At 54.8% G+C, this 26,231-nt stretch carries 14 protein-coding genes and 1 pseudogene; 8 read left to right on the forward strand and 7 right to left on the reverse strand.

The window, feature by feature from the left end; translation table 11 throughout:
• From AC2FIB_RS20370 to AC2FIB_RS20385, 4 genes and pseudogenes are all read right to left on the reverse strand, one after another.
• On the reverse strand, window positions 1-244 hold a 244-nt coding region (locus tag AC2FIB_RS20370), incomplete at its 3' end, for a PA14 domain-containing protein (protein ID WP_496737356.1).
• Between the two features lie 366 nt (window positions 245-610).
• Window positions 611-1,330, reverse strand: a complete 720-nt coding sequence (locus tag AC2FIB_RS20375) for a polysaccharide deacetylase family protein (RefSeq protein WP_496737357.1) — start codon at window positions 1,328-1,330, stop codon at window positions 611-613.
• Between the two features lie 270 nt (window positions 1,331-1,600).
• On the reverse strand, window positions 1,601-2,800 hold the full coding sequence (locus AC2FIB_RS20380) for a glycosyltransferase family 4 protein (protein ID WP_496737359.1): 1,200 nt from the start codon (window positions 2,798-2,800) through the stop codon (window positions 1,601-1,603).
• Between the two features lie 198 nt (window positions 2,801-2,998).
• Window positions 2,999-3,683: pseudogene (locus tag AC2FIB_RS20385) on the reverse strand (IS5 family transposase).
• A gap of 300 nt (window positions 3,684-3,983) precedes the next feature.
• Between AC2FIB_RS20385 and AC2FIB_RS20390 the strand changes: the two are divergent.
• The 7 genes from AC2FIB_RS20390 to AC2FIB_RS20420 all read left to right on the forward strand — a co-directional run bounded on the left by AC2FIB_RS20390 (window position 3,984) and on the right by AC2FIB_RS20420 (window position 19,806).
• Entirely contained in the window at window positions 3,984-4,928 is a 945-nt protein-coding gene (locus AC2FIB_RS20390; RefSeq protein ID WP_496737361.1) for a hypothetical protein, read from the forward strand.
• Window positions 4,900-5,796, forward strand: a complete 897-nt coding sequence (locus tag AC2FIB_RS20395) for a hypothetical protein (protein WP_496737362.1) — start codon at window positions 4,900-4,902, stop codon at window positions 5,794-5,796. Before AC2FIB_RS20390 ends, AC2FIB_RS20395 begins: the two co-directional genes overlap by 29 nt.
• 305 nt (window positions 5,797-6,101) lie before the next feature.
• Window positions 6,102-12,545: a type I polyketide synthase gene (locus tag AC2FIB_RS20400; RefSeq protein ID WP_496737364.1), complete on the forward strand. Its 6,444-nt coding sequence runs from the start codon at window positions 6,102-6,104 to the stop codon at window positions 12,543-12,545.
• Window positions 12,542-13,558 (forward strand): glycosyltransferase family 2 protein, encoded by a 1,017-nt coding sequence (locus AC2FIB_RS20405; protein WP_496737365.1) that lies wholly within the window; start codon window positions 12,542-12,544, stop codon window positions 13,556-13,558. The genes AC2FIB_RS20400 and AC2FIB_RS20405 overlap by 4 nt, the downstream gene beginning before the upstream one ends.
• 1 nt (window position 13,559) lies before the next feature.
• On the forward strand, window positions 13,560-18,176 hold the full coding sequence (locus AC2FIB_RS20410) for a MupA/Atu3671 family FMN-dependent luciferase-like monooxygenase (RefSeq protein WP_496737367.1): 4,617 nt from the start codon (window positions 13,560-13,562) through the stop codon (window positions 18,174-18,176).
• A complete protein-coding gene (locus AC2FIB_RS20415) occupies window positions 18,173-18,877 on the forward strand; it encodes a 4'-phosphopantetheinyl transferase family protein (protein WP_496737369.1) in 705 nt (234 codons plus the stop codon). Before AC2FIB_RS20410 ends, AC2FIB_RS20415 begins: the two co-directional genes overlap by 4 nt.
• On the forward strand, window positions 18,874-19,806 hold the full coding sequence (locus tag AC2FIB_RS20420; RefSeq protein WP_496737371.1) for a hypothetical protein: 933 nt from the start codon (window positions 18,874-18,876) through the stop codon (window positions 19,804-19,806). The genes AC2FIB_RS20415 and AC2FIB_RS20420 overlap by 4 nt, the downstream gene beginning before the upstream one ends.
• A 652-nt stretch (window positions 19,807-20,458) precedes the next feature.
• Here AC2FIB_RS20420 and AC2FIB_RS20425 read toward each other — a convergent pair.
• Window positions 20,459-21,436, reverse strand: a complete 978-nt coding sequence (locus AC2FIB_RS20425; RefSeq protein ID WP_496737373.1) for a glycosyltransferase family 2 protein — start codon at window positions 21,434-21,436, stop codon at window positions 20,459-20,461.
• 633 nt (window positions 21,437-22,069) lie between these two features.
• Between AC2FIB_RS20425 and AC2FIB_RS20430 the strand changes: the two genes are divergently transcribed.
• The gene (locus AC2FIB_RS20430) at window positions 22,070-23,125 is read left to right on the forward strand and encodes a tyrosine-type recombinase/integrase (RefSeq protein WP_496737374.1); all 1,056 of its coding nucleotides are present in this window, start codon (window positions 22,070-22,072) and stop codon (window positions 23,123-23,125) included.
• A gap of 254 nt (window positions 23,126-23,379) precedes the next feature.
• Here the strand turns inward: AC2FIB_RS20430 and AC2FIB_RS20435 are convergent, their stop codons facing one another.
• Both AC2FIB_RS20435 and AC2FIB_RS20440 read right to left on the reverse strand, forming a co-directional pair.
• Window positions 23,380-24,405: a ParB/RepB/Spo0J family partition protein gene (locus AC2FIB_RS20435; RefSeq protein ID WP_496737376.1), complete on the reverse strand. Its 1,026-nt coding sequence runs from the start codon at window positions 24,403-24,405 to the stop codon at window positions 23,380-23,382.
• 132 nt (window positions 24,406-24,537) lie between these two features.
• On the reverse strand, window positions 24,538-25,944 hold the full coding sequence (locus tag AC2FIB_RS20440; RefSeq protein ID WP_496737377.1) for an AAA family ATPase: 1,407 nt from the start codon (window positions 25,942-25,944) through the stop codon (window positions 24,538-24,540).
• Window positions 25,945-26,231: the final 287 nt, after the last annotated feature.

A 26,231-nucleotide genomic window follows, 5' to 3' on the forward strand; every position in this document is an offset into this window, starting at 1 on the left:
AGAGCGCCGAGCCATCATCAGAGGTCAGGTAAAGCGTATAGCTGCCACCCTCGGTGACATTCAGATTACCAGTATAGCGCGCGGCAAAATCATCCGACGGGCCACCGTCCCACAGTGATCCGTTGCTGCGATAGGTGTTCAATTCAGAGGCTGTACTTTTCAGGCTTGGAGCAGTGGAGAAATCGATCAGGCCTAGACGATCAATCTGAGATTCCAATGTGAAGTATTCCGCATATAAGCTCATGATACTGCCCGTTCTCCACTAATTCCGCTTCAGTGCGGTTATTGTTTCCATTTATCGACTTCAACGAGGCTCAGTTGCGGCAAAATTGTGTCTTGGCGGAAAAGCGCCGAGCTTACAGTGGGCGCAAAACGCCCTATTTTTTTGCACCTGAACCTTTCGTCGAGTCTCACAGTGGTTTGGAAACCGCTGCTCCGTGAGTGTTTAGATCCGCCATCTATAACTGAATTGTTTTAAAAAACTTTGCAGTTCAATCCGGCAAACCCAATCGGAGGGGTAATAGGCAGAAAACGGCGAGGATCACACATGCCATAAGCGGAATTATGACAAGTTAGGGCCTATCGGCTCCCTACCAGAGAACCGCTACACTCAGATTCCGGCAATCCTCAACTTGAAACGGGGCAAACTATCATATCGCCCAATCGCTATTCGAGGTAGTGCGAATTTATCCGCATTGTCTGATGCCAACTCCATGCCGAGTATTGCTGCGGAGTTGAAATTCATTTGTTCGATTGCCACACGCAGCAGCGCGCTTTGATTCCCGTTCGGATATGCAAAGTGACAGATTTCCCGATGTGTCCAGGTTTCCAACAGTGAGCGAGACCGCAAGATACTTTCGCGCGCCTCACAAAAAGGGATCTGGTCGAGCAGATTATGACAATGGCTATGCGACCCAATTGTCACCCACGGATTGGCGGCCAGAGCCTGCAACTGATTCAAACTCAGCGGCACTAGGGGCGCGCAGCCGGACTGAACGGCCCCCGCTTGAAGGGCAATTTTTTGAGTCAAAATTTCGCGCTGTGCTGGTGAGACAGTTTTCAAGGTCTCAAGAATATCCGAAATGAGCAGCCAACGGACGATACCTGTTTCGGGTCCGATGACCCAACGCCTTAATCCATCATCTGTCAGATCAATGATGGTCTGCCCGGGATTCTGCAGAACGTTCATAATACGATCAAACCAATAAACTTGACCATTTTCGATTTGAGCAGTCGCAATATAAACCGTTACAGGTAGATTTTCAGCTTCAACAATTGGCAGAAGACAGTCGAATAGCCCCACATCTCCATCATCGAATGTCAGAACCACGCGGGGCCGTCCCCTCGATTTGGGTGAATTCAGAGCCTCATCAAGACTGACAATGTCATAGCGGGTACGCAGATACTCAACCTGTCTGCGGAAATCCGACACACGCAAGACGGTCCAGGCATCTGTTTTATCGTGATCTGGGCCCAGTGTGTGATAGCAGAGAATAGTTATCGGGCTACCAAGTAAGGCACGCGATCGCAAAATTTTATAGGGCAGCTCAGAGCTCAGAACCCGAACCAACGTTTCCTTCAAGATACCCATAGCCCCAATTTAACTCGCAAACAGAAGCTGCAGTTTGGCTGCCTCGGACTCAATATTATGTCGAAGCTTCACCCTGCATCGTGCTTTTTCTCCCATACGATCTCGCACTGATTGTGGTGCCGCTATGGCCTCACGCAACGCCTCCAGCAAAGTGTCCACGTCGCCCGCAGGAATAAGCCATCCAGTTTCGCCAGGCAGGACCAGTTCCGGAATCCCTGCTATATAGGTAGATATAACCGGGCGGCCCTGCGCCATAGCTTCCATGATGACAACGGGAAGACCTTCAATGAAGCTGGGCTGAACTAGGGTATGGCAGGCCGCTATCTCTTCCTTCACCTCTTCAGAAGAAATCCAGCCTGTGAACTGTACAGATTTGGCAATTCCAAGCGTACTAACTCGGTCTTCTATTTCGCCACGCATGGGCCCGTCTCCAGCCAGAACCAACTGGATATCCTCATGGTCGTGCAGAAGCTTCGCAAAGGCTTCTAAAAGGATCAGGTGGCCCTTTTCCGGACTCAGGCGGCCAATGCACAAGAAGCGGGTCGATGAAGCCGGGACGTCATGCGTAGGTTTTTCAAACGCTTCAGGCGGCAATCCACAGTGAACCACTTTTATCTTCGGCCAGTGCTTCGGTGCCACGTGTCGCATCAATTGACTGCGCGTGTATGCGCTTATGGTTACAACAAACTTGGCATGAGCAACCTTATGATCGAAACCTAGTCGTTTTGCATTGTCAGCCTCATCCATCCCGTGAATGGTGAAGCTATATTCGCCGCCGCCCAGAAAATGTACAAGCATTGCTACTTCTGCTGGATTAGTCCCGAAATGTGCATGAATATGCGAAACTGGGTTTTCTTCCAACCAGAGCCGAATACGACAGGCATGCGCCAAATAAATCAGATGGTAAGGCCATGGGCGTACAGAATTACGCGACATCAAAATAGTAGCCCTGAAAGCAGTTTGAAACGAGCAAGGAAAACGAGCAGCGCACCTGAATAAACAGAACAACAAAGGCAGGATGCCTTCAGAAAGCGTGTAACGGGTCTTTTTCTTCTCAGACTGATCCTGAGGATTCGTTACTTCTGCATCCCAACCTCTCAGAGCAAACCGAGAGACCTCCACCCCCCTACGTTCCAGTGCGGAAATTTCTCTCCGAATAAAGGTATGACTACCTTTGGGGTATTGGTTTATCAGATAACCTACACGCATTCTGGATACTCTTGCTTCGAAATATTACTCTATGATTGGGTTAGATGAATTTTTACATTCAAAATGCTGCCATATTTGGACAGCTCCTTATTATTGCGATAATCATAAAGCACTGCAACATAATCACTTTTCACATTTAAGAACCGCTTTTTAGCCCTAGAATTCAGACTCCATACAAACCTTAATCTCCTGCTTGTTTCATGGCCAGAACAAGACGGTGGCTACGAGAGCGATTGCAGATAAAAATACCTTTGAACATCTATCTTATCACGTTGCCGCCCGCCACCAATCCTTGAAGCTTCCGAACATGATCTCGATGCGGTTGCGCTGTTTGTATCGGCGCCTATCGCACTCGACTGATGTCTTCCGCTGTTTTCAACTAAAGATTTAGGCGCAAACAACTTTGTCTTTCAACACCTCTCAGAACCAATCTGAGTCAGGCGCGGTCCTCGAGTAGCCATCCGACATCTGGTAAGCCACTCAGTAATGCACGTGTTCCGATGCAATCTCTGATCTGAGCTAAGGGTGACAAATAAGCTTACTGGTCGCCCTTAACTGCCGCATGCCTCACGCGGCTTGGTATTCATCCCAAACTTAGTTCGACCTACTAGGTGTCCACACTCTCTTTTTCGCGACTATGCTGGTCGCTGTCTGGCCGGCCTTGAGGTAAATTACATCAATGATCACGGCCTTTTCTTCGCCGTGTTCGGCGGGTAGACTTGCCGCGATCTGCACAAAGACCCATTTGTCTCCCCATCGCCCTCAACTGTTGTAAAGTGTCTTGTGCGGCCCGTACGCATTAGGCGCGGCTGGCCGTGGAACTTAGGGAATAGGGCTCCAGACGAACCATCTGCTCGTCATCCAGCCAGAAAAGATCGCTCATGTCATCGCTTTTAAAACGATGGATCTCGCTGAATTCCTTAAAGCAATGGCTCCTGACCCTAACGAAGATTGGTAATTGTCACACAATACGACTTTATTCAGCACTAGAACTGACCGCACCTTTAGTGCCTGCATTTGTTGCAGGAAACAGATAGACGATTCGATCATCTTTGTTGACGGATCACCGTGCCATCTGGCGGTTGCAGAGCCCGGGCTGGCCTGAGGTATTGCTCTGAAAGTCCCCGCTGTCATAAATTATCAAAAATTTGTCATGAAACTGTCTTGGGTACAAAGGTTATTGATGTCGCGACCTTCATATATTTTGTTCACCGGAGTACTCGCTTTCGGGTTAGGCCTTATATTGACGCCGAATTTTTTTATTTGGTTGGGGCCGCTGAAAACCAGCCTTTTGTCAGAGATTGAATCAGTCAGAAGCATTGCGCAGCTTGAAGTGTTCATCGCGCGTTTCCTAGTTCTCGGAACCTCTGTAGCCCTGATTGCAACTTGGGTGTTCTGGCCCCAGCTTTCGGAAAGCCGTGTGGTCAATCGGATTTCCTACCATCAGCTTTCAACCCCGCTTGATCTGCGCCTGCCCAATACTTCGCTGATCGTCATGAGCAGTATGTTTGTGCTCATCCTCGTTTTGGTTGCTATCGCGGGTTTCTTTCCAGGGGCTTATCAGACCAGCGTCATGGAAGAGGACGGGCTGATAGAATATACGACCGCTTTTGTTTTCCTGATTTGCTCGTTTCTATCTGGCTATCTGGTCACTAAGCTCCCTGAGCGCCGGAAAAAGATCCTTCATGTCATACTCTGCCTGGGGTTCTTTCTGTGCTTTGGTGAGGAGATCAGCTGGGGGCAGCGCATCTTGGATTTTGAAACGCCGGATGCGGTTCAGGTCGTGAATGTGCAGGGTGAATTCAATATCCACAACTCGTTCGGGTATCTCGCAGACCATGTGTTTATAGCGGGGGTTTTCATCTATGGTGGCGTTCTTCCGATTATTGCAAGCCGCAGCCCCTTCTCTGCAAAATTAATAGACATGACCGGTCTGCCCATAGCCTCTCTGGGGTTGGCGATTGGGTTTATACTGGCATCATTGTTGCATAATTGGACGGTGTATGTTGTCCTTCCTTGGACGCCAATAAGGATTGCGGAACCTAGGGAATTTTTGTCCTCAATAGGGTTTTTATTGTTGATGTTGGAAACGATTAAGAATGCGGGTTCTATTCATAAGTCAAAATAGTCTGGCCAGCTTTGTAGTTGCGTGTAGCGCTCTGCTTGCGTCAGTGAATTCGTGCGATGCACAAGCTTCCATTGGCCTACAGGAGCGTCCCTTCAACACACGCATCGTGCAGTCGGGTCATAGTCTTACCGACCCAATCCCAAAGCTGTTGAAAAAGATGGTGCGTGCACAAGGTAAATTTGGCGTGGTTATTGATCGTTCCACGATACCAGGTAGCCCGATGCAGGCGCGATGGGAGCACAAACCCGGGGGTTCAAAAGCTGACGCAAGGTCAGAAATAGGAAACTATGATCTCCTTGTTACCACTGAGCGCGTCCCTCTCGAAGGTGCGATGAAATATCTGGATTCAGAGAAAGTCACTCTGAAATGGTTCAACCACGCCTGGAAAAACGGCAATAACGGCCGTGGCGCGGAAACAATATTGTATGCATCCTGGACAGAGCTCACAGGCGTAGATGATGATGGAACAGTTCCCCAAGGGCTTGCTCCATTCCGGGACCGTTTAATGACTGAAATGGCAATGTGGGAGAAGATCTCTACATATGTGAATGCCAATCGCCCCGCAGGCTCGCCGAAAATGCAGCTCATTCCTGGACCATTGATTGTTGCTGCACTTTTTGATGAGATCAAAGCAGGCCGTGCCCCGGGAATGACCAGCATCAAGGATGTCTTCAAAGATGATATCCACTTCAATTCTAACGGCAATTATCTGATTACCCTTGCGCATTATGCTGTGATCTACGGGCGTGATCCAAGGGGTCTTCCGTATAATCTGGGACAGGACGCCCCCCCGTCTCGCGAGCAGGCCAAATGGATGCAGGAGCTGGTGTGGAATATCGTCAATAGCTACGCAGCCGAGGGCCATTAGTCGCGTTAGGATTGTATCCCCAGTATGATTAAATACCACCATTTTGGGCGCATTGTTCTTGATCACCCCGTGCCGTCTGCATGCAATCCTTCGTCATTTCTGAACTGCATTACCGTGAAGCGTGCGCCTGAATTTCTATTAAACTACTCTAAAAAGACAGGGAATTAACTTCTTTTTGCCAGCTTTTGACGTCAAAAATACAGAGCTCTTTGGGATAGTCTTGCCGCCTTCAAACAATCATCGTGAAATCATCTGTTTCGTTTGGCAATCCTAGTGGCACCCCTTAAACTCAGATTAGTTTATTTATGGATGGTTCAACAGTGAATACTTCTGCCAGGGACGGCGACATCGCAATCGTTGGCATTGCTGCGCATTTGCCCGGCGCGTCGTCGATTGAAATTTATTGGTCCAACCTGCGCGAGGGGGTGGAATCTATCCACCAACTCAGCAGGGAACAGCTCCTTGCAAGCGGCGAAACTCCGCATCTGCTTGAGCGACCGGACTATGTGCCGTTTGCTGCCCCGCTGAACCGCTTTGAGGAGTTTGATGCCGAGTTCTTCGGTCTGTCTCCCAAAGAAGCGGCCATCATGGATCCGCAGCACCGCCAGTTTCTGGAGGTTGCTTGGGAGGCGCTGGAAAATGCGGGCCATCCGCCTGAAAAATTTCCCGGGCCCATTGGTGTCTTCGCCGGTTGCGGGATGGGCAGTTATTTCTATTTCAACGTCTGTTCGAACCCGGATCTGGTCGACGATGTGGGCATGTTCCTGCTGCGACATACTGGTAATGACAAGGATTTCCTGTCGACCCGGCTGAGCCATATCCTCGACCTTAAGGGGCCGAGTGTGAATGTGCAGACCGCGTGCTCGACCTCACTGGTTGCGGCCCATTACGCGACGCAGGCTTTGTTGACCGGTGAGTGCGATATGGCGATCGCTGGAGGTGTCACAATCGAATTCCCTCATAATAGGGGTTATGTTTATAAAGAGGGCGAGGTTCTTTCACCGGATGGCCATTGCCACGCCTTTGATCATCGTGCGCAAGGTACGGTGTTTGGCTCGGGCGCTGGTGCTGTCATCCTGCGTCGCCTGTCCGACGCTATCGAAGACGGCGATCACATCTGGGGCGTGATCCGGGGTACCGCCATCAACAATGACGGCGCGGCCAAGGCCGGGTATCTGGCACCGTCCGTTGATGGTCAGGCTGCCGCGATATCCGAGGCCCATGTGATGGCCGATGTGAGTGCCGATACGGTGGATTACATCGAATGCCACGGTACCGGCACCTATCTGGGTGACCCGATCGAAGTGGCCGCGCTGACGCAGGCGTTTTCGGAAACCACGCAGGAGACAGGGTTTTGCCGGTTGGGTTCGGTCAAAACCAATATCGGCCATCTGGATACCGCTGCCGGCGTTGCGAGCCTGATCAAAACCTCGCTGGCTTTGCACCACAAGCAGATCCCGCCCAGCCTTGGGTTTGAGAAGCCCAACCCGGCGATTGATTTCGAGAACAGCCCGTTCCGGGTGAATGATACCCTGACCGATTGGGTCTCGCACAAGGGGCCGCGTCGCGCTGGGGTCAATTCTCTGGGTGTTGGTGGAACCAATGCGCATGCCATTCTGGAGGAAGCGCCCGAACGTGCCGCGTCCGAGCCTTCGGATTGGCCGTTTCAAATCCTCACGGTTTCGGCGCGGGGCAAAAAGGCGTTGGATGCAAACAGCGCAGCGTTGGTCGAACATCTGCGCGCCAACCCCGATCAGAATTTGGCCGATGTCGCCTGGACACTAAAAAACGGACGTCGCGGGTTTGAAAAGCGGCGTGTGATTGTCGCTGAAACCCATGAAGAGGCTGCGGCCATTCTGGAGGAAAACGATCCTCGTCGGGTGTTCACGCATTCGGTGATCTCAGACGCGCCGGAGCATGTCTTCATGTTCCCCGGCGGCGGCGCGCAATATGCGGGTATGGCGCGGGACCTTTATGAGACCGAGCCGGTCTTTGCCGACTGGATGGACCGCGGGTTGGATATTCTGCAAGCCAAACTCGACTACGACATCCGCGCGATCTGGCTGCCCGAACCGGGCCAGGAAGAGGCCGCGGATGAGCAGTTGAAAACGCCTTCGGTGCAGTTGCCGCTGATCATGATCACCGAATATGCGCTGGCGCAGCTTTGGATGGAATGGGGCGTGAGCCCCGCCGCATTGGTCGGCCATTCGATGGGTGAAAACACCGCCGCTTGTGTGGCTGGTGTTATGTCGTTCGAGGATTGCATCGGTCTGGTGCATCTGCGCGGGCGTCTGTTCGATACGGTTCCCGCTGGCGGGATGCTAAGCGTCCCCTTGCCCGCGGACGATCTGAGACTGCTTCTGGGGGATGACCTCGATCTGGGTGCCGTCAACGCCCCGAGCCTGAGCGTTGCAACCGGGCCTCAGGCGGCACTGGACGATCTGGAAAAACGCCTGCGCAATCAGGGCGTAGACTGCCAGCGTATCCCGATTGATATCGCGGCGCATTCGCGGATGCTGGAGTCTATTCTGAAGGAATTTGGCGACTATCTGCGCTCGATTGACTTGCTGGCCCCACAGATACCCTTCCCCTCGAACCGCAGTGGCAACTGGATCACCGAGGCTGAGGCCACGGATCCCGAATACTGGGTTGGTCATCTGCGCAACACTGTTCATTTTGCCGATTGCATCACCACGCTGTCCGAGAACCCCGAGCGTATCTTTATCGAGGTTGGCCCGGGCAAGGCGCTGGCCTCACTGACCGGGCAGCATGACAAGGTAGATGCCAACCAGGTGATCAGCAGCCTGCGCCACCCGAACGATGAAGTGGCTGACGATGCCTATTTCATGGCCATGCTGGGCCGTATCTGGGCTTTGGGTGGCACATTCGACTGGAAACAGATCTGGGGTGAGGCCCGCCGCAACCGGGTGCCTCTGCCCACCTATGCTTTCCAGCGCTCGCCCTATTTCATCGAACCCGGAGAAACGCAAACGGGAACGGCCGACCAGTGGCTGATGCGGACCGAAGACACGACTGACTGGGGTTACCGCGTGGCTTGGACGCCAAAATACGCGGCCTGCGATGTCGATGTCACCGGGGACCTGTCAGATGCGCCGCAGGAAAGCTGGCTGATCTTTGCGGATGAGGCCGGGCTGTGCAGCAAGCTGACCGAGCGCCTGAAACAAGCGGGTCACAAGGTGATCACAGTTACACCGGGCGATGCCTTTGCCCGTATCGACGAGGATCACTATCAACTGGCTCCGGAACGCGGGCGCGAAAGCTATGACGCGCTGATCCGCGATCTGGTCGCGCAGGAGCGTATTCCGACCCGGATCGTTCATGGCTGGCTACTGACGCAGGCCGAAACCTTTCGCCCCGGCGGCAGCTTCTTTCACCGCAATCTTGAGCAGGGCTTTTACAGCCTGTTCTTCCTGGCGCAGGCCATCGGCGATGAAGACCTGCCGATGCCTCTGCACCTCCATGTCCTCAGCTCGGGCGCATTGCAGGTCCGGGACGAGGCCCTGCCCTACCCTGAGAAAGCAACTGTCACCGGCCCGACCCGCGTGATCCCGCGCGAATTCCCCGCGCTGACCTGTGCGCTGCTGGATATCGACCTGCCGCAAAGTATGGGCAAACGCCGTGCCCCTGCCCTGCCTGACGGCCTCACGGATCAGGTTCTTGAAGATCTTCTGGCCCCGCCCACCTCGTTCACAGCGGCGATCCGCGCGGGCAAGCGGTTTGAACAGGGCTATCGCCCGCAAGCGCTGGCAGAGCCCTCTCAGGATGACCTGCCATTGCGCGACGGCGGCACCTATCTGATCACCGGCGGTTTTGGTGGCATTGGCCTGACATTGGCCGAAGCGCTGATTTCCAATGTGAATGCCAATATTGTCCTGCTCGCGCGCGGTGAACTGCCGCCGCGCGAGCAGTGGGAAAACGTCCTGAGCAACTCGGCCCCGCAGAACAAGACCGCTCGCCGTATCCGCGCCATCGAAAAACTGGAAGCTGCTGGCGGGACAATCCTGCCGATGTCGGTCGATGTCAGCAATGTTGAAGAGATGCGCCAGTGCGTTGATCGCGCAACACAGGAATTCGGCCAGATCAACGGCGTGATCCATGCAGCTGGCCTGATCGATGACGCGCCGATCATGACCAAGACCATGATGGAGATCGAGGATGTGTTTACACCCAAGATCCACGGCACACAGGTCATCGACCAGATATTCCCAGATGGATCGCTAGATTGGCTGGTTCTTTTCTCGTCCACTTCGACCGCGACAGCGCCTGTGGGTCAGGTCGATTACGTTGCCGCCAATGATTATCTGAACGCCTTCGCGCGCGCGCGCTCGGGCGGCAAAACGCAGGTTCTGTCCGTCAACTGGGGCATCTGGACTGATGTCGGCATGGCAGCAGACGCGATGGAGGCCCGAACCGGATCCATTGAGCCCGCGCCTGTGACTTCGGCCGATGTGCCGATGCTGGATCAAGCGAGCTTCGATGGGGCGGGCAATTGCTTGCTGAGTGCGAGCTACAATGCCCATGATCGCTGGTTCCTTAATGATCACCGGACCAAGGCCGGCCATGCTCTGGTTCCCGGCACCGGCTATCTGGAGCTGGCCTCGGAGGCGCTGCGGGTGCAAGGCGAAATCGGCCCATTTGAGATTCGTGACCTGTATTTCCTGCGGCCCCTCGCGGTGCCGGACAGTGAAGATCAGCAGGTCCGACTTCGCCTGCCACGCAGCGATGTCGGCTATGATCTGACGGTCGAGAGCGGGTCGGATGACGCATTTGAGCTCAACGCCCAAGCCAGCCTGTCCCTGCTGCCCCTGATCACGCCTGCGCCGTTAGACGTAGCCGCCATCGCGGCCCGCTGCGGCCCGGCCCATCAGGCCGAGGGTGCAGGGCGTCTGCGATCCCCACAGGAGGCGCATCTGAATTTCGGCCCGCGCTGGCGGGTACTGACCTCGACCGCGCTGGGGCAGGATGAAGGTCTCGCTCATCTGGCGCTGCCCGAGGGCCTGCAGACGGATATGGAGGCAGGCTATCGCCTGCACCCTGCCCTGATGGATCTGGCCACAGGCTGGGCGATGGAATTGATTGCGGGATATCGGGCCTCACACCTGTGGGTGCCGGTCTCTTACCGATCCGTGCGCGTGTTTGCCCCGCTGCCCGCGCAGATCGTCAGTTGGGTCCGCAACGCGGGCGACAACCGGGCCGAAGGCAAAACCGCCAGCTTCGATATCACCATCGCCGCTCCGGATGGGACGATCTGCATCGAGGTTGAAGGCTTCTTGATCCGCCGGATGGAGGATGCGGTGGACTTCGCCTTCACCGAAAGCGCCCCTGCGGCCACCTCTGGGGTCGATACCCCGGCGCCCTTGTCCCCGGCCGAGGAACGTCTGCGTCATAACCTATCTCAGGGTATCCCGGCGGTAGAAGGACCCAGCCTGTTCTTCAAGGCGCTCTCCAGCGGACAGTCGCAGATTATCCTGTCCTCGTTGGATCTGGACGGGCTGATTGCGCAGGCTGCTGACAGCGGGGCATCTACGGAAAGCTCGGACCAGAAGTTCCAGCGGCCCGAGTTGGACTCTGATTATGTTGCGCCAGAAAATGACATTGAACGGCGCTTGGCCGGGTTCTGGCAAGAGCTGTTGGGCGTAGACGAGATCGGCGTCGAAGACAGCTTCTTCGATCTCGGCGGACACTCTCTGATCGCGGTGCGTCTGTTCGCGCAGATCCGTAAAACCTATAACGTGGACTTCCCAATCTCGGTCCTGTTCGAGGCGCCGACCATCCGTAAATGCGCCGACCTGATCGCCGCCCGCGGTGTGCCGAAAGATGGAGGTGAGGGAGACTCGCCTGCAGCAGCCCCAGCCACGCCGGAACGCCGCTTCACCCATCTGGTGCCGATGCATTCCGGTGAAGGTGGACCAAAGACACCATTCTTTCTAGTGGCAGGCATGTTCGGCAACGTGTTAAACCTGCGCCATCTGGCGCATCTGGTGGGCACAGACCGGCCCTTCTATGGCCTGCAGGCGCGCGGACTTTATGGCGATGAGGAACCCCATCGCGATCTGCGTGAGGCCGCCAAAGATTACATCGCCGAAATGCGGCAGGTGCAGCCCACAGGGCCGTATATGCTGGGTGGCTTCTCGGGTGGCGGTATCACGGCTTACGAGATCGCACGGCAGCTGACCGAAGCGGGAGAAGAGATTGCGGCGCTGGTCATGCTTGACACGCCCTTACCGGTACGGCGGCCCTTGAGCAGACGGGATCGTCTGATGATCCAGTGGCTGGAGTTGCGCGACAAAGGTGTGAACTATCTAATCCAATGGGCCAGAAACCGGATCACCTGGGAGTTTCAGAAGCGGCGGCCTCAGAATACGATGTCCAACGCAGGTCAGCAGTTTCATGATGCTGAAATCGAGGCGGCCTTTCTCGAAAGCGTCGTCAGCTACCCGCTACATCCTTGGAGTGGTCCCCTGGCACTTTTCCGTCCGCAAGGGATCGGGAAATGGGAAGTTGCCCCGGGTCGGCTAGTTCATCATGACCGGTATTATATCACACACGATAACGACTGGACAAAATGGGCACCCAATATCAAAGTGTTCGAGGTGCCCGGCGATCATGACTCGATGGTGCTAGAGCCCAATGTGCGCGTGCTGGCGGCACAAATGAAAACCTGCTTGGAAAACGCCGAACGTCAAATTGTGCACCCACGCCCTATCCTGCAGGAGGCGGCGGAATGACCATATCTGTTCCCAAACTCCTAACGGTCATCCTGAATTACAAGACGCCGGACATGACCCTGCGATCAGTCGAGGCCGCAAGGCTGGCAATGAGTGGTATCGCTGGCGAGATCATTGTTGTGGACAACGATTCACAGGATGGCTCCTTCGAGGCCATCTCAGTCCATGTTCAGAATCAGGGTTGGGATAAGGACAACCGCGTTCGGATCATCCAATCTGGTCACAACGGCGGTTTTGGCGCGGGAAATAATCTGGGGATCCGAACGGGGCTGCACGATGGCACGCGGCCCGACTACGTCTACATCCTAAACTCAGATGCCTTTCCGGCACCGGATGCCATACGCCTGTTGGTGGAGCATCTTGAAGCCACGCCAGAGGCGGGTTTCGTGGGAAGTTATATCCACGGCGAAGACGGTGATCCACATCTGACCAGCTTCCGATTTCCTTCGATCGCCAGCGAGTTCGAAAGTAGTATCAACTTTGGCCCTCTTACCCGATTGTTCAAAAACCGGATCGTGCCCATTCCCATCCCAGCCGACACAAGCCCTGTCGACTGGCTAGCCGGGGCCAGCCTGATGACGCGCCAAAGCATTCTGAATGAGATCGGCCTCTTTGACGAAGAATTCTTCCTTTATTTCGAGGAAACCGACCTGTGCAGACGTGCCGCACTGGCGGGCTATCGCACTGATTACGTGCGGCCCAGCGAAGTCATGCATATCGGCTCCGTCTCAACCGGCATGAAAAACTGGAACCGGGTACCTACTTACTGGTTTGACTCCCGTCTGCGTTATTTCGTTAAGAACCACGGAGCATTTTATGCCGCCTGCGCTACATGCGTACATTTGGCAGGTGGTTTTCTCCACTGGCTGCGCTGTCTTATCGCGCGCAAGCGCAGTGGTGTTCCACCTTATTTTTTGCGCACCCTAGCTTGGCATGACCTGTCCGCCTGCTTTCGCGCACCATCACCTAAAAGAAAGCAGGACACCGCGCCCAAGCCTGTTATTGGAGAGTAAAATGCCTTTCAGCACATTTCTTATCGGCCATGAATCCCTTGTCATTCAATGCGGGGAAATGCTGCTGGAAGCGGGGCACAGCATTCAGGGTGTGGCAACGCGCAATCCGGACGTGGAAGCTTGGGCTAATTCTCATTCTCTGCCTCTCCATACATCCGGACGTGATTTGCCACGCCAGATCGAAGGGGTGGCGTTTGACTACCTTTTCAGTATAGCAAACCTTGATCTGTTGCCGCAGGCGCTTTTGGGCAAAGCGCGGAAGGGTGCCGTCAATTTCCATGACGGTCCGCTACCGCGCTATGCGGGACTGAATGCGCCGGTCTGGGCAATTCTGAACGGTGAGACGCAACATGGGATCACTTGGCACATGATCTCGGGTGGTGTGGATGAGGGCGATATCGTCGCCCAAAAACTGTTTTATATCAACGACTCTGAGACCGCTCTGACCCTGAACACCAAGTGCTATGGCGCGGCTATCGATAGCTTCACCGATGTCATTCACGCGCTTGAGACGGATCAGCCCCCTGCCCCACAAGATTTGTCACAGCGCAGCTATTTCGCAAAGAACGACCGCCCCGAAGCGGCAGCGCGGTTAGATTTCTCAAAATCCGCCAGCGAACTGACCGCTTTGGTCCGTGCGCTGGATCACGGGGACTATTGGAATCCGCTTTGTCGCCCGAAAGTTGAACGTGACGGTCGGGTCTGGCTGGTCGGGTCAGCCACGGTAAGCGATCAGCAGACGGATGCTGAGCCCGGCACCATTCTTGCAAGTACCTCTGAGACGGTGACCGTCGCAACCAGTGATGGCGCCATTGAGATCAGCGATCTACGTAACGGTCTGGGCGCGCGCCTGCCTACCGATGGTATTTTGAATGGCGGCAGCGCCCTGCCCATCCTGTCCGCAGAACAGGCAGCTTCGATCAATCAGGCAACCGCTGACGCGCTGTCAGCCGAGTCGGAATGGCGTATTCGTCTTGAGGCGTTGCAGTCCGTTGCAATACCCTTGGTTGAGGCCTTTGCCCCCTCGGGAGCCCCCCGGTCACAGGTGCTGCATGTTCCCGAAAACCTTGAAGATCGCACAGCCAAATCGGCTCTGGCGGCCCTCATGATGCGTCTAGGAGATACCGCCACTCTTGATCTGGCGCTGAACATGAGTGCTGCAACGCCCTATCTCAACAGTTGGGTGCCGGTACGTTTTGCGGCTGAACAGGCGTTTTTAGACGCGCAAAACAGCTTTGACCAGACCATCGCCCGAGCCCAACAGCTGGGCCCCTTTGCCTGCGATCTTCCGGCCAGGTTGCCTGGCGCGACCCCGGTAAAAACACCCGTGATCGGACTGTCAGACGATACGTCTGCAGGACTCATCTCGGGCACCAGCCTGACCTTGGCCATATCCTGTGGAAAGGCTGTTTTGTTTGCCGATGGCGGACATGTCTCCGAAGCCGCTCTACACCTGTTTGCCGCCAGATTGGAGAGCCTCTTTGTTGCGCTCACTAATCCGGCTAATACAAGCCTGCCGATTGCTGAACTTTCCATTCTGCCCAAGACGGAACGTGCGCAAATCCTGCAGGACTGGAACAATACATCCGTCGCGTATGACGAAAGCACCTGCGTTCATCAGCATTTCGAAGCACAGGTTGAACGCACTCCGGATGCGCCTGCCCTGGTCTTTGAAAACCTCAGTTTCTCTTACTCCGAGCTAAATGCCTTGGCCAACCAGGTCGCGCATGTCCTGCGTGAGAAGGGCGTGGGGCCTGACACTCTGGTGGGGCTGCACGTCAAACGCTCTCCGCTGCTTTTGATCGGAGCGCTGGGTATCCTGAAGGCGGGTGGTGCCTATGTCCCGATGGACCCGGCCTATCCTGCGGAACGGACCGCTCTGTATCTTGAAGACAGCGGCGCAAAGGTAGTTCTGACGGAATCCACTCTGGCAACGGGCTTGCAGGATCATGGTGCGCAAGCCCTGTTGCTAGATACGGACCCACGGCTGGGAGCGGCAGCGATTGGCAATGTCAACAGCGGGGTGAATGCGGCCAACCTCGCCTATATGATCTACACCTCCGGTTCGACCGGACGCCCCAAGGGGGTCATGGTCGAACACCGCAACGTGTCGAACTTCTTCACCGGCATGGACGACCGCATCAGCCACGATCCGGCCGGCGTCTGGCTGGCGGTGACCAGCCTGTCCTTCGACATCTCGGTGCTAGAATTGTTCTGGACCCTGGCGCGCGGGTTCAAGATCGTCCTTAGCGACGACGAAAACCGCGCTTTGGTCGCAGGCGAAGCGACACCCGGAAAGTCCATCACCGGGAAAAGTATGGAGTTCAGCCTATTCTATTGGGGTAACGACGATGGCCTTGGGCGCGACAAGTACAAGCTACTGCTTGAGGGCGCGAAGTTTGGAGATCAGAATGGGTTCTGCGCCGTCTGGACGCCCGAGCGTCATTTCCACGCCTTTGGCGGTCCCTACCCCAACCCATCCGTAACGGGCGCAGCCGTCGCTGCCGTGACCGAGAATATAGGTGTGCGTGCCGGCAGCTGCGTTGCCCCACTGCATCACACCGCGCGTATTGCAGAAGAATGGGCGGTGATCGACAACCTGACCAACGGGCGCGCGGGTCTTGCCATCGCTTCTGGCTGGCAGCCCGATGATTTCGTTTTACGGCCCGAGAATACGCCGCCCGAAAACAAGCCCGCGATGCTCGAAGCGATCAGCACTCTACGTCAGCTCTGGGCCGGTGAAACGGTGGAGTTCCCTACCAAGTCCGGGGATATGCATGGTGTGGTCACGCAGCCGCGCCCGGTATCAAAAAAATTACCTGTATGGGTCACCACTGCGGGCAATCCGGATACCTGGCGCGAGGCCGGAGCCATCGGTGCCAATGTGCTGACCCACTTGCTGGGCCAGAGCATGCAGGAGGTCGCCAACAAGATCGGCATCTACCACACTGCCCTGCGCGAAGCGGGGCACGATCCGAACGATCACAAAGTCACCTTGATGCTGCACACATATGTGGGTCAAGATCGCGAAGAAGTGCGCCAGGTCGCGCGCGCGCCGATGAAGGACTACCTGCGCTCGGCAGCCGGGCTGATCAAGCAATATGCTTGGGCCTTCCCCGCCTTCAAGAAACCCAAAGGTGTGTCGAACCCGTTCCAGCTGGATCTGGGCAGCTTGTCTGACGAGGAACTGGAAGGCATCCTCGATTTTGCCTTCCAGCGCTATTTCGAGGATTCCGGCCTGTTCGGCACCGTCGAGGATTGCCTGAACCGGGTTGAAGAACTAAAACGCATCGGGGTCGACGAAATTGCCTGCCTGATTGACTACGGCATCTCGGTCAATGAGGTGATGGAGGGGCTGAAACCTCTGGCCGAGGTTCTGCGCCTGTCCAATCAGGATGTAGAGCTGGCCGAGAATGACTATTCCATTGCCGCCCAGATCATCCGCCACAAGGTCAGTCATCTGCAATGCACCCCGAGCATGGCTCAGATGATCCTGATGAACGACGAGGCGCGGTTTGCCCTGTCTAAGGTCAAACACATGATGATCGGTGGCGAGGCCCTGCCCGGCTCGCTGGTCAAGCAGATCAACAAGCTGTCCCCGGCGCATATCGAAAACATGTACGGGCCCACGGAAACAACAATCTGGTCGACCACCAAAACCGCAACCGCCGCGGAGGGCGTGGTGAATATTGGAACCCCGATTGCCAATACGCAAGTCTATGTGCTGGACGATGACAGAAAACCCGTCGCCATCGGCGTGACCGGAGAGCTGTATGTCGGCGGTGCCGGTGTCACCCGAGGCTATTGGCAGCGCGAGGACCTTACAGCCGAGCGCTTCGCCCCCAATCCGTTTTCAGATGCTCCGGACGCACGGCTCTACCGGACCGGAGATTTGGTGCGCTGGCGTACAAATGGGCAGCTCGATTTCCTGGGTCGGGCGGATCATCAGATTAAGCTACGTGGTTACCGCATCGAGCTGGGTGAAATTGAAAGCCTGCTGGATATGCAGGCCGGGGTGCGGCAGTCGGCTGTCATTGCGCGGGAAGACACACCTAATCTGGTTCAGTTGGCAGCATATATGACCGTTGATCAACCCGTGGATGAACAAGCGTTGCGCGAGGCGCTGTCAGCACACCTACCCGATTACATGGTGCCGGCACATTTCGTAACTTTGGACAGTTTTCAGCTGACACCAAACCGGAAGTTGGATCGTAAGGCCCTGCCAGCGCCTGCGGTGCCGATGCCGCGTGCCTCAGCCATCTCGGCCAAACCTGTGCTTGGCGGATCTGTTGCTCAGAAAATCGCGGCTATCTGGTCACAAATCCTGGGAGTTACCGACATCGCGGGGCGTGATAATTTCTTTGATCTGGGCGGGCATTCCCTGTTGGCCGTGCAGGCGCATCGTGAAATTCGCAAATATCTGAATGTGCCGGGCCTCAGCATTACGGACATCTTCCGCTTCCCAACTCTGGCGGCGCTGACTGAGACGGTGGAGCAGAAAACAGGTTCTAAACCTACGGAGGCCACTCCCGCTCAGCCCTCACCCAACAAAGCCAGCAGCCGCAGCGATGCAATGGCGCGCCGCCGCGAAATGCGGGCGCGCCGCCGGTCTGCATGAGCAGGTTTTCGGTGGTAAAGGCCGAGCTTCGCCAGATGCTCGGGCCGGATGTTGGAATCGGGGTGACAGATCCCAAATCCTCAGGTGAGATGCTGTTGCCAGAAGAAAAAAACGCGATAGCGCACGCCGTGCAAAAGCGACAATTGGAATTCACCTCGGGGCGCGCCGCGGCTCGGCAGGCGATGAGCGAGTTAGATCATTCTCCGGCAGCCATTCCGATGGCTGCTGACCGCAGTCCGGTCTGGCCTGACGGGCTGGTCGGTTCCATCACCCATTGCGATGACATCTGTATCGCAATTGTAGCACATAGTGGTTCCAAACACAGCATCGGTATCGATATCGAGCCGAACGCACCTTTGAGCCCCGATCTGGAGGAAGTCATCTGCACTCCGTCTGAGCGGACATGGTTGGGCGCCCAGCCTCCGGAGCGGTGTGGGTATATTGCAAGGCAAATCTTTTGCGTGAAAGAGAGTATTTACAAGGCTCTATACCCGATTACCGGCGAAGTCATTGGCTTTGATGCGCTGGAACTTTCGTTGCCTTTGCGGCAAAATGCCCCTGTCATTCTGAAAGCTGTCGAACCGGCAGAAAGGCTGAATATCGAGAGCAAGTCTTGCATCCTCGGAAGCCACATCTTTGCATATGCCAGCCTTGTTGAAACGTCGGTTACCATGTTACAGAACAGCGGACTTCACCGATGATCAAACGCTATATTCCAGCTTTTGCTTTAATCGCCATTGCCGCCATTTTTGGTACGATGCGGTTTGGCTTCACCAAGCCGATAGAGATAGCATCTTTCGACGCTTTGTACACAACTCCGATCCCTGCCCCGCTGGGCCCATTGAACGTCTTTCATCTGGGACACAGCCTTGTTGGTCCCGATATGCCCGAAATGCTAATGCAATTGGCAGGAGGCGAGCACAATTACAGCAGTCAATTGGGCTGGGGCACGCCCTTGAAGGCCCATTGGGAACCGAAAGAGCCCATTAACGGATTTGAGTTGCGGGATGCACCATCCGGTTATGCCGATGCCAAAGATGCCATCTCCTCTGGAGACTACAACGCTTTAGTCCTGACCGAGATGGTCGAGATTCGGGATGCCATCAAGTATTTCGATAGTGCAAAATACTTGCATGAATGGGTGCAGCTTGGTCGGCAGTCCAATCCGGAGATGCGCATCTATTTTTATGAGACATGGCATTCTCTGGACGATGAAGAAGGCTGGCTGGAGCGGCTCGACAAAGATTTAGAGCGCTATTGGGAAAAGGACATTCTACGGCATGCTCTGGCTTACGAAGAACGCCCCGCGCCCGTATACATAATTCCAGCCGGTCAGGTCATGGCAAAATTTGTCCGAGAGGTCGAAAGTCGTGGAGGCATCGGCACCATCACCAGTCGCAAAGATCTATTTTCCGATGACATCCATTTGAACGATTACGGTACCTATCTTATCGCCCTGACTCATTATGCCGTCCTCTATCAAAAATCACCGGTTGGTTTGTCCCATACTTTACGTAAGGCTGACGGCTCCCCTGCTGCCGGTCCTGGTTTGGAAGCAGGCCGCCTCATGCAGGAAATCACATGGGATGTTGTAACCAGCTACAATCGAACCGGAGTGCCGCAAAAGTAGAAGTTCTTCACTGTGACCCGCTCCCCGAGCGTCTCTCACTTATAGAGAGAACCTGCGGGTCTTGTTTTGGACAAGTGCGCCGAGCGCGGAGCTCTGAAATTACTCAACCGTACCGCCCGCCCTGCTTAACCTGAGTTCCGCAGTAGGCTTCTCGGCTCCTGTTTTTTTGATTGTCCCGATTATCTGCGCGGCGATAAAGCGGCCCCTTCAAGGCTGAGCAAACTCTACATCAGAACGAGGGAATTCCGGGGGGGCAGCCTTTGGATTGGTGCATCGAACTAGGCTGTCGCCAATCTGGCCCACCATAGATCATTCAAGAACCAACGGCCGTAATTTACTAGGCCGGCCTGGGTTACGACGCCGGCCGACGCAGAGTTGCGTATCCCGATGAGTGGCTGCGGTTCCTATCTAGACAGCACCTTCATCGAACATCTCCAGTACTCACCGAAGCAACAAGCCATCTACCTCGAAGAAATCCAGGATGGTTTCTGAGTCCGAAGGGTAGTCAGGAACTGAACGATGTTCTACAGCTCCAAGCGATTCCGTTCCGTGCTTGATTGGCTGACGCCGGGCTGCGCAGCATCGGACAACACGAGGTCAATCCCACTAATTGAATTAGTGTAAAAACCATCAGTAATTGTAACTTCTACTTCTACTTATACTCAATTAAGTTCGCAGGTTTTTTTTTCCATCGCCGCCAATAATACTTGGTTATTCCTATAGCTTCGGGGAAATTTCCTAAGGTTAATAGAAGAGCGCGTTCCCACCCCTGATAATCAGCAATTCCCTCTCGGCGAGCCAAGCGTAAAACCTGTGCGGGGTAAGCCAGAAAAAATATTAACGCCCATGCCGATAAGACCAAAGATAAAATTAAAATTAAAAGTGGGAGTCCAAGACTCCACTTCAGTATTCTCGCGACTGCTGCCACATTGTGCCGTTCTGGTGGTGCCCCATGCAAATCCGCTCCTTCGGCAAATGCATGGCCGCTCCTGACGGTACGTTTCCACCATTGACTAAACTGAGAGATTGCAGCGTCATGGAGGGTCATCTCTGCGTCAAGACGCCATATTTTCCAACCTAAAGCCCGCAATCGGACACACAACTCGGGCTCCTCTCCGGCGACCATGGATTCGCGAAACCCATCTACTTCTTTTAATGCTGATACTCGCATCATAGCATCTCCACCGCAGGACTTGGATAGTCCTATCGGTGTATTCCATTCCCAATCACATAAGCGATTATAGGCTGAATGATCCGGTGAGATTTCTCTGCGCCGCCCACACACTACCGCAACTTTGGGATTGTGGGATAAGAAATCGATAGCTTCGTTAAGCCAGCTTTCATTTATCATACAATCACCGTCAATAAACTGTACAAAACTTATCTGTGTATCTTTAAGAAGTATTTTAAACCCCTCATTTCGGGCTCTTGCGGCCGTGAATGGTATCTGCAGGTCCAATTCAATGGGTATTGCGCCAGCTCCCTTGGCGGTATCAAGGCTGCCATCTGTTGATCCCGAATCGACGTAAATAATCTTCCCAACATCTCGGGATATACTTTCTAAACATCGAGCGAGGCGCTCTCCTTCGTTGCGTCCAATTACAACAACGCCAATACAAGACAATTTCAAAATCGTAACCTTTACGTTACAGGCATAGCGTTGGTCCGTCGTCCGCCAACGTCATAATTTGTTCGAACATCATGCAGTTTTTCTAACACTTAGTGAACTGGATTCCCCTAAGTATGTATTCTTTCTCGGACCTAAATTCCAATTTCACATTTACAATATATCGGAAGGCTGACCTTCCCCCTGAACTTTTCTCGTTCAGATGTAGAGTTTGCTCAACCTTGAAGGAGTAAACGAGTGCGAAGGGGCCGCTTTACTGCGGCGCAGATAATAGGAATGATCAAAGAACAGGAACCGACAAGCCTACTGAGGAGCTATGCCGCAAGCATGTACTCATCAGGGGACGTTCTACAAACCTAAGTACGATGGCATGGCCATGTCTGACGCCACCAAGATTAAGCCATTGCAATATGAGAATGAAATGCTCAAGCGCCGATCCGATTTATTTTTGGTATGGTTGACGCTGTGATGAGGCGATTCATCTCTTGCTAGATATAGTTCACTCGCATCTAAAGGCCATTTTTAGATCATTTTGCGCATTACTAATTTGAGTTGTGGTTTTCTTTTTTACATCAGATAAGTATCCCTTATCAGGTGTAATTGATTTTCCGAAGAAATGCGCCCAGAATACGCCTCATGAAGCCTCCTGCCCCTTTTATCCCCACCGCTCCCCCTGCCCTCTCCCAGGCAGATCAGGACGCGCTGACCGACCTCTACGTACGTGGAACACCCGCCAACACGTTGCGGGCTTATGAGCGTGACCTGCTCTACATCACGGCCTGGAAGGCAGCGCGCTTCGGGTCGGCGATGGACTGGCCCGAGAGTGAGGCCACCGCACTGGCCTTCATTCTCGATCATGCGCGGGATTTGAATGGGGCGCGGGAAGCTGACATCGCCCGTCACACGGCGGAAGCCTTGATCGCGCAGGGCTTGCGCAAGTCGCTGGTCTGCCCGGCGCCCTCGACCCTGGACCGGCGCATCGCCTCCTGGCTGGCCTTCCACCGGATGAAGAACCTTCAGAGCCCCTTTGGTAGCCCGCAGGTTAAACAGGCCCGTTCCAAGGCCCGCCGCGCCGCGGCCCGGCCCCCTGCCCCAAAGTCACAGCACCCGATCACCCGCGATATCCTCGAGCAACTGCTGGCCACCTGTCGGGATACGCGTCGGGATTGCCGCGATCGGGCGACCCTGATGCTAGGCTGGGCCTCGGGCGGGCGGCGGCGCTCCGAGATCGTCGGGCTGATGCGCGAAGATGTGTCGATGAAAGAGCTTGGCAAGTCAGGCGTGATCTGGGTAGCGCTGCTGGAAACCAAGACCACCCAGAAGGGCGAGACTCCGCGGTTGGTACTGAAAGGGCGCGCGGCAAAGGCGCTGGTGCATTGGATCGAGGTGGCCGAGATTGAAGACGGACCGCTGTTCCGGCCCATCTCCAAGGCTGACCAAGTGCTAGAACGCCGCCTGTCGCCAGATGCCATTGCGCAGATCATCCGACACCGGTTGAAACTGGCGGGATTGCCAGAAGATTTCGCCTCACCCCACGGATTGCGTTCTGGGTTCCTAACCCAAGCCGCCTTGGACGGTGCTCCGATCCAGGCCGCCATGCGCCTGTCGCTGCATCGCTCCATGGCACAGGCGCAAAGATATTATGATGATGTCAATATCGCCGAAAACCCGGCGGCGGATCTGTTGGGGTGAAAAAACGACGAAAGCCATGAACGTTTCGACAGGCTGGTGTGATCATTGGTTGCCAAGCTCGGCATTCTCGTTATCAAATACCCTAACAAACTGGTTACGCACCCAAAGATTTTGTTTCCTTTTGAATGAAGTAATGGGGAGAGCGCTCGGAAAGTGCGACGCAGCTTTCCCCTAAAGTGAGGTGCCGTCGATCAATCAAAGGTATGAACCAGCTGGTTCATACCTTTATTGTTTAGTGTTTCGCACGCGAAACACTAAACGGTCTGAGATTTCAGCCACTCTTTTAACCGGTCAATGAAGTCGGCATCTAGGTTAGCACCACTCAACACCAGTTTCTGTCCCTGTTCTGCGTGTTGAATACGGATACCACCTACTATCTCAGAAAGAATTGCACTGTTTTCCGCGACAGGTTTTTGAGGTTGCTTATCACGGCCGGCCTTGGTGATCAGATCAGCCAGCACCCTCGCCTCAGCATCGGCATTTTTTGGCGGGTTGTTTCTCAGACTCTGCGCAATGAGATCACCCAATTCCATGTTTTCTTTGAGTGCTTTAGATAGAGACAAACCCAACCGTTCGGGTATTGCCGCAGCAAATCGCAGGTCTGCATCAAGCGCGTGGTAAATCGCAGTAAACGACCCTATCTTTGATCGTTTGGCGCGGCTGGCCGTAGAGAATAGGCCACGCAGAGCAGAGGCCTCGTCTGGATAGGCCCCCTGCTCGGCCGCCCGTGCCGCAATACGGGCACGTTCATAGTAGCTGAGCCCAACACGGATCTCATTCTCCTCGACCATAGACAGATAGGCGTCCGAGGCGTTTTCGGGGCGCCTGAGCAGTGTCTGAACAGTGGCAAAACGCTCATCGCCTGCTTCCGCATATAGTGCCTTGAGTGCGGTCAGGCGGCGCCAGCCAGAGATCAGGCCGAATCGATCCTCGGTCAGCTTGACCACCTCGATCGGGGTCTGCTGACCACGGGCGCGCAGGCTTTCAACCAAAGCCGACATCTCATCCCCGTCCACCACGATCCGATCGCGTACCAAATATGTTTCCTCGATGGATGTCAGCGGTATCTGCTGTACCAACCGCCCTTCGGTGCGTGCCGTGCGTATCTCAGAGCTCAGGTCGTCCACAGCAGCCTGCAGCGCCGTGTCGCCGGCAACTTGCGCAATCGGTGGTGCTGATAGTACCGGAGGGAACATGGACTTTGTTTCAAGTGTCGCGCCCGAGGCCTCCTCAGGCAGATAATTGGCACGGGCGGGGGTCAGCCGTTTGCGTTTTGCCATGTCAAATCCTCCTCATCTGCCCGTGATAGCTTCTGTTCCATCCCGTTACTGCAACGCACGGCGCAACACGTGGTTTACAGAGCCAAAGGAAGCGTTTCGCGCGCGAAACATTGGCTAGGCAGGGCAGGGGGCTCATACCGCCACCTCGGGCTGGTCTTCGGTCTGCAAAGCCAGCTCCTCGCGCCGCCAGACGCCCAGCACCAGCCGTTTGAAGGCAGCATAGGTCTCATCAAAGGTTTCGCGCCCGCGCGCATAGGTCTCTCGATTGAAATCACGGTAATCGGCTTCGTAGATACCGTTCACTTGCTCTCCGGCTTGACCAATCAGCGCAGTGAATTCTTGCCGGTGAGGCGACAAGGCGTTTCCCAGATAGGATTGCATCAATCCGGCTAGCTCTGCCTGCTGGGTGCTGTCATAGCGGGTAATGACCGTGCGCACCGCATCCCACTCAAAGGCCATTTCTTCACGGCCTAGGGCCCGGGCGGCCATGTTTTCGCCTTCCTCGATCGATTGGAAGGTCGAATGGAGCATGTCAAAGAACCGCCCCGTGGAATCAAACTCCAAGAACGAGGCACCCATAGGGACCAGCAGAATATCTGCCGCCGCCAAGCCGTTGATCGTCAGATAGCCAAGAGCCGGAGGAGTATCGAGGAAGATCAGATCATATTCATCAAGAATACCATCGGCCTCCAACGTTTCGGTCAGCGCATCCCACAGCTTCCAGCCGCGGGCCTGCATCCTCCAGACCGGAATCTGAAATTCGGCCCAATAGAGGTTCAGCTGTGCTCCTATCAGATTAATGTTAGGCCAGTGTGTTTTCTGGATCAGACTGTTTGCGCGAGTATCCAGGGCCTCCATCAGGGTGTCATCGATAGGGTGGGGGGCCTCGCCTCGATCCAGCCGCCCATGATTTTCGCGGCGCAGATACCCTGCATAGTGGCGCGCGAGCAAGGGAAACACGGTCTGCCATTCATCCGTAACCGTGCCCCCAAAGATTGAGGTCATTGATCCTTGACTGTCCAAATCGATTACCAACACCCTATACCCATCCAGCGCTGCTGACATCGCCAGATGCGCGCAGGTTGAGGTCTTTCCGACACCGCCCTTGAAGTTGGCGACGGACACCAGTTTGGCAGGCAGCCCTTTGGGCCGGTAAGGGCGGTACTCCTTGGCCTTTGAACCTTCTGAGGCAAAATGAGTCCTGAGCCGCAACACCTCATCTAGGGTGAACCATTTTGCGCCGCCTTCAGTCTCTGATCGACCTTGTGGCAGATCGAGGTTGGCTTTGAGTACACGTCGGAAATGGGGTGCTGCAACCGGGATCAAATAACGGGTGATCTCCCAGGTGGAAAACAAGCGTAGCTGCCGTTCCTTTCCATCCTCCAAACCCCGGCTAGCCAAGTCTGCGCGTCCCTGTGTGCAGGCGTTGGCAATGGCCGCAAAACCGTCTGTGGTGGAAGGCCCCCCCAGCTCAGCAAGGGCGGTGTCGGGGTCAATGTTGAAATAGGGTGGGAGTCCATCTTTCGGAGATATCGCCATATTTTTTGCTCGATATGCTGTGTTTTGGACAGTGTATCATAAAACACAGCATATGGAACAACTAACGGCATCGATGTAAATATTCAAAGTAAATCAGTGGGTTGAAAGCGCTAACAGTATTAGATTTTGCAGTATGTCCAAATTTTTTTAGTTATAATATAGTTATTTATTAGTTACAGGTACGCTAAAACTTCCGTAAAACCTTGAAAAACAATAAGCTAATAGGTTTTTTTTATAGTCTAGTGAATCTGAACCCACGATAAAGTGACTCTGATCCCACGTTGTCC

The organism is Ruegeria sp. YTSA072 (assembly GCF_059610285.1).

What these genes read in the sequence shown, in the direction of transcription:
- AC2FIB_RS20410 (WP_496737367.1), top strand. Translation starts at nt 13,560, where the DNA reads ATGCCTTTCAGCACATTTCTTATCGGCCATGAATCCCTTGTCATTCAA.
- AC2FIB_RS20435 (WP_496737376.1), bottom strand. Translation starts at nt 24,405, where the DNA reads ATGGCAAAACGCAAACGGCTGACCCCCGCCCGTGCCAATTATCTGCCT.
- AC2FIB_RS20430 (WP_496737374.1), top strand. Translation starts at nt 22,070, where the DNA reads ATGAAGCCTCCTGCCCCTTTTATCCCCACCGCTCCCCCTGCCCTCTCC.
- AC2FIB_RS20405 (WP_496737365.1), top strand. Translation starts at nt 12,542, where the DNA reads ATGACCATATCTGTTCCCAAACTCCTAACGGTCATCCTGAATTACAAG.
- AC2FIB_RS20415 (WP_496737369.1), top strand. Translation starts at nt 18,173, where the DNA reads ATGAGCAGGTTTTCGGTGGTAAAGGCCGAGCTTCGCCAGATGCTCGGG.
- AC2FIB_RS20420 (WP_496737371.1), top strand. Translation starts at nt 18,874, where the DNA reads ATGATCAAACGCTATATTCCAGCTTTTGCTTTAATCGCCATTGCCGCC.
- AC2FIB_RS20390 (WP_496737361.1), top strand. Translation starts at nt 3,984, where the DNA reads ATGTCGCGACCTTCATATATTTTGTTCACCGGAGTACTCGCTTTCGGG.
- AC2FIB_RS20395 (WP_496737362.1), top strand. Translation starts at nt 4,900, where the DNA reads ATGCGGGTTCTATTCATAAGTCAAAATAGTCTGGCCAGCTTTGTAGTT.
- AC2FIB_RS20440 (WP_496737377.1), bottom strand. Translation starts at nt 25,944, where the DNA reads ATGGCGATATCTCCGAAAGATGGACTCCCACCCTATTTCAACATTGAC.
- AC2FIB_RS20400 (WP_496737364.1), top strand. Translation starts at nt 6,102, where the DNA reads ATGGATGGTTCAACAGTGAATACTTCTGCCAGGGACGGCGACATCGCA.
- AC2FIB_RS20380 (WP_496737359.1), bottom strand. Translation starts at nt 2,800, where the DNA reads ATGCGTGTAGGTTATCTGATAAACCAATACCCCAAAGGTAGTCATACC.